Raw genomic sequence first — 3582 nt, forward strand, 5'->3', positions numbered from 1 at the left:
ACCCACCCCGGGGGCGTGGGGGCGCAGCCCCCAGGACGGGGTCGAAGGGGCGGCGCCCCTGGGGATGGGACGGGTAGGGGCGGCGGGGGCGAAGACAACACCCCCGACTCCCCACCGCTCTCCACCGACTGGCAGGCTCTGATCACCAATTGGCGACGATCCCAGGGGGTCCCCATGACCGCAGGCGAGCCGTACACCGTCGAGTTGGCCGACGACGTGCACGCGTATGTGCAACCGGACGGCGGATGGTGCCTCAACAACTCCGGCTTCGTGAGCGACGGAACGACCACCCTGCTCGTGGACACCGCGGCCACCGAGCGCCGCACCCTGGCCCTGTCCGCCGCGCTCGACAGCACGGGCGCCCCGGCTCCACGGCTCCTGGTCAACACCCACCACCACGGCGACCACACCTACGGCAACGGGCACTTCATGCCCACCGCCACACTCGTCTCGCACGCCGCCTGCCGTCGCGAGGCCCTGGCCAGTGGCCAGCACCTGCATCTGCTCTGGCCGCAGACCGACTTCGGACACGTCCCGATCAAGGGCGCGGACCTGACGTTCACGGACCGCACCACGCTGCACGTGGGCGACATCGAGGCCGAGGTGATCCACCCGGGCATCTCGCACACCGTGGGCGACTCCTTCGTCTGGCTGCCGCACCGCCGGATCGTGTTCACCGGGGACCTGGTCTTCGAGGGCGGGACGCCGTTCTTCCTGATGGGTTCGCTGAGCGGTTCGCTGCGGGCGCTGGAGCTGCTGCGCGAACTGGGCGCCGAGACCGTCGTACCGGGGCACGGGCCGGTCACCGACCCGTCGGCGTTCGACCGGGCCGAGCGGTACATCCGGTTCGTGGCCGAGGTCGCCGAGAAGTCGCACGCGGCCGGGCTCACCCCGCTGGAGGCGGCCCGGCAGACCGACCTCGGGGAGTACGCCGAACTCCCGGAGAGCGAGCGGCTCGTGGCGAACCTGCGACGCGCCTACGCCGAGCTGGACGGGCACCCCGAGGGTGAGGGCGTCGACCCGTTCGCCGGCTTCGCGGACATGGCGGCGGTCAACGGCGGCGAGATGATGACCTGCCACGCGTGAGCCCCGGCACCGGCGCCCGTCTCCGCCCTCACGTGGCCTCGCCCGGCCTCGCTCACGGGCGCCGGAACCGGTCGAGACACCGATCACTTTCGCCCCGCCTACTGGACGGCATACCGACCGGTCGGCATCATGAGACCCAGTGAGTCCAGTGAATCCCCCGTCCCCGTTCACCCGCATGGAGGAGCGAACGATGAGCCCTGATCACCCACCCGGTCTCGATCCCGACCGGCTGCGCGGCCTGCTCGACACCGAGCGGCCCGGCCTGGTGGGCGGCCCTCTGACCGGCCGGCTGATCGAGGGCGGACGGTCGAACCTCACGTACGAGGTCACGGACGGCACGTCGAGGTGGGTGGTACGGCGCCCGCCGCTGGGCCACGTGCTGGCGACCGCGCACGACATGAAGCGCGAACACCGGGTCATCAGCGCGCTCCACCCGACGAACGTCCCCGTACCGCGTCCCGTGCTGCTCTGCGAGGACGAGGAGGTGCTCGGCGCGCCCTTCTACGTCATGGACTTCGTGGAGGGCACGCCCTACCGCACCGCCGAGCAGCTCGCCCCGCTCGGCCCTGAGCGCACCCGGGACGCCGTGCTGGGCCTGGTCGACACCCTCGTCGAGCTGCACGCGGTGGACCCCGCAGAGGTGGGCCTCACGGACTTCGGGCGCCCCGAGGGCTTCCTGGACCGGCAGTTGCGGCGCTGGGGCAAGCAGCTGGACGCCTCCCGCAACCGGGACCTCGCTGGGATCGACGAGCTGCACACGGCGCTGGGCCGCGAGCTCCCGCACTCCCCCGCGCCCACGGTCGTGCACGGCGACTACCGCCTCGACAACGTGCTGCTGGGCGAGGACGACCACATCAGGGCCATCCTCGACTGGGAGATGTCCACGCTCGGCGACCCGCTGACCGACCTGGGCCTGCTGGTGATGTACAGCGTGCCGCTCGGGCTGCCGGACTCCCCCGTCTCGACGACGGCCACGGCCCCCGGCCACCCGGATCCGGCGGAGATCGTCGAGCGGTACGCCGCGCGCTCGGGGCGCGACGTGTCCGCGGTCTCCTGGTACACGGCGTTCGCGTGGTTCAAGCTCGCCGTGATCCTGGAGGGCATCCACTACCGGTACACCCTCGGCCAGACGCTGGGCCACGGCTTCGACCGCATCGGCGAACTGGTCCCGGTCTTCATCGAACACGGCCTGACGACTCTCCGCCAAGGCTCCGGGAAGGGCTGATCCACCATGGACTTCGCATACGACGCCCGCACGGAGGAGCTGCGCGGCAAGCTCCTCGCCTTCATGGACGAGTACGTCTACCCGGCCGAGACGGTCTCCCACGAGCAGCGCGCGCTGCTCGCCTCGCCGTGGGACACCCCGGCCGTGGTCGAGGAACTGAAGGCCGAGGCCCGCAGGCAGGGCCTGTGGAACCTGTTCCTGCCGGACGCGGAGTACGGCGCGGGCCTGACGAACCTCCAGTACGCGCCGTTGGCCGAGATCACGGGCCGCTCCCCGCAGCTGGCTCCGACGGCACTGAACTGCGCGGCGCCCGACACGGGCAACATGGAGGTGCTCTCACAGTTCGGCGACGAACAGCAGAGGAAGCAGTGGCTGGAGCCGCTGCTCGCCGGTGAGATCCGTTCGGCGTTCGCGATGACGGAACCGGACGTGGCCTCGTCCGACGCCACGAACATCACCACGCACATCGAGCGGGACGGCGACGATTACGTCATCACCGGGCGCAAGTGGTACATCTCCGGGGCGATGAACCCGGACTGCAGGATCTTCATCGTGATGGGCAAGACGGACCCGGAGGGGTCCGACATCCGCCGTCAGCAGTCCATGGTCCTGGTCCCGCGGGACACGCCGGGCGTCACGGTGAAGCGCGCCATGCAGGTCTTCGGCTACGAGGACCACTACCACGGCGGGCACGCGGAGGTGATCTTCGAGGGCGCACGCGTGCCGGTGTCGAACCTGATCGGCGAGGAGGGCGGCGGCTTCGCCATCGCCCAGGCGCGGCTCGGGCCCGGTCGTATCCACCACTGCATGCGGTTGATCGGCATGGCGGAGCGGGCCATCGAGCTGATGTGCCGGCGGGCGGTGTCCCGTGCGGCCTTCGGCAAGGCGCTGGCCCAGCAGGGCGTGGTGCACAACTGGATCGCGGACGCGCGGGTGACCGTCGAGCAACTGCGGCTGCTGGTGCTGAAGACGGCATGGCTGATGGACACGGTGGGCAACCGGGGTGCGCACACGGAGATCCAGGCCATCAAGATCGCCACGCCCCGCGCGGTCGTCGACATCATCGACCGGGCGATCCAGTTGCACGGTGCGGGGGGTGTCAGCCAGGACTTCCCGCTGGCCGAGCTCTACGCGGGGGCGCGGACCCTGATGATCGCCGACGGCCCCGACGAGGTGCACCAGCGGTCGCTGGCGCGGCGGGAGCTTAAGCGATACGCCTGACCGGCGGGGCGACGAGGGTTTCTCGCCCCCGCCGCCCCTACCCGGGGCTC

General features: G+C 71.0%; 3 protein-coding genes. All 3 read left to right on the forward strand.

All coding sequences use genetic code 11. The annotated features are described in order from the left end of the window. Positions 1-174 precede the first annotated feature (174 nt). The 3 genes from FNH08_RS47045 (at position 175) to FNH08_RS47055 (ending at position 3532) form a co-directional block, all read left to right on the forward strand. Complete coding sequence (locus FNH08_RS47045) at positions 175-1086, forward strand: MBL fold metallo-hydrolase (protein WP_152777991.1); 912 nt, start codon at positions 175-177, stop codon at positions 1084-1086. 190 nt (positions 1087-1276) lie between these two features. Further along, positions 1277-2311 (forward strand): phosphotransferase family protein, encoded by a 1035-nt coding sequence (locus FNH08_RS47050; RefSeq protein WP_152777993.1) that lies wholly within the window; start codon positions 1277-1279, stop codon positions 2309-2311. A 6-nt stretch (positions 2312-2317) separates the two neighbouring features. Further along, on the forward strand, positions 2318-3532 hold the full coding sequence (locus tag FNH08_RS47055; RefSeq protein WP_152777995.1) for an acyl-CoA dehydrogenase family protein: 1215 nt from the start codon (positions 2318-2320) through the stop codon (positions 3530-3532). Positions 3533-3582: the final 50 nt, after the last annotated feature.

It is taken from the genome of Streptomyces spongiae, from assembly GCF_009377185.1.
GTDB classification, from domain to species: Bacteria; Actinomycetota; Actinomycetes; order Streptomycetales; family Streptomycetaceae; genus Streptomyces; species Streptomyces spongiae.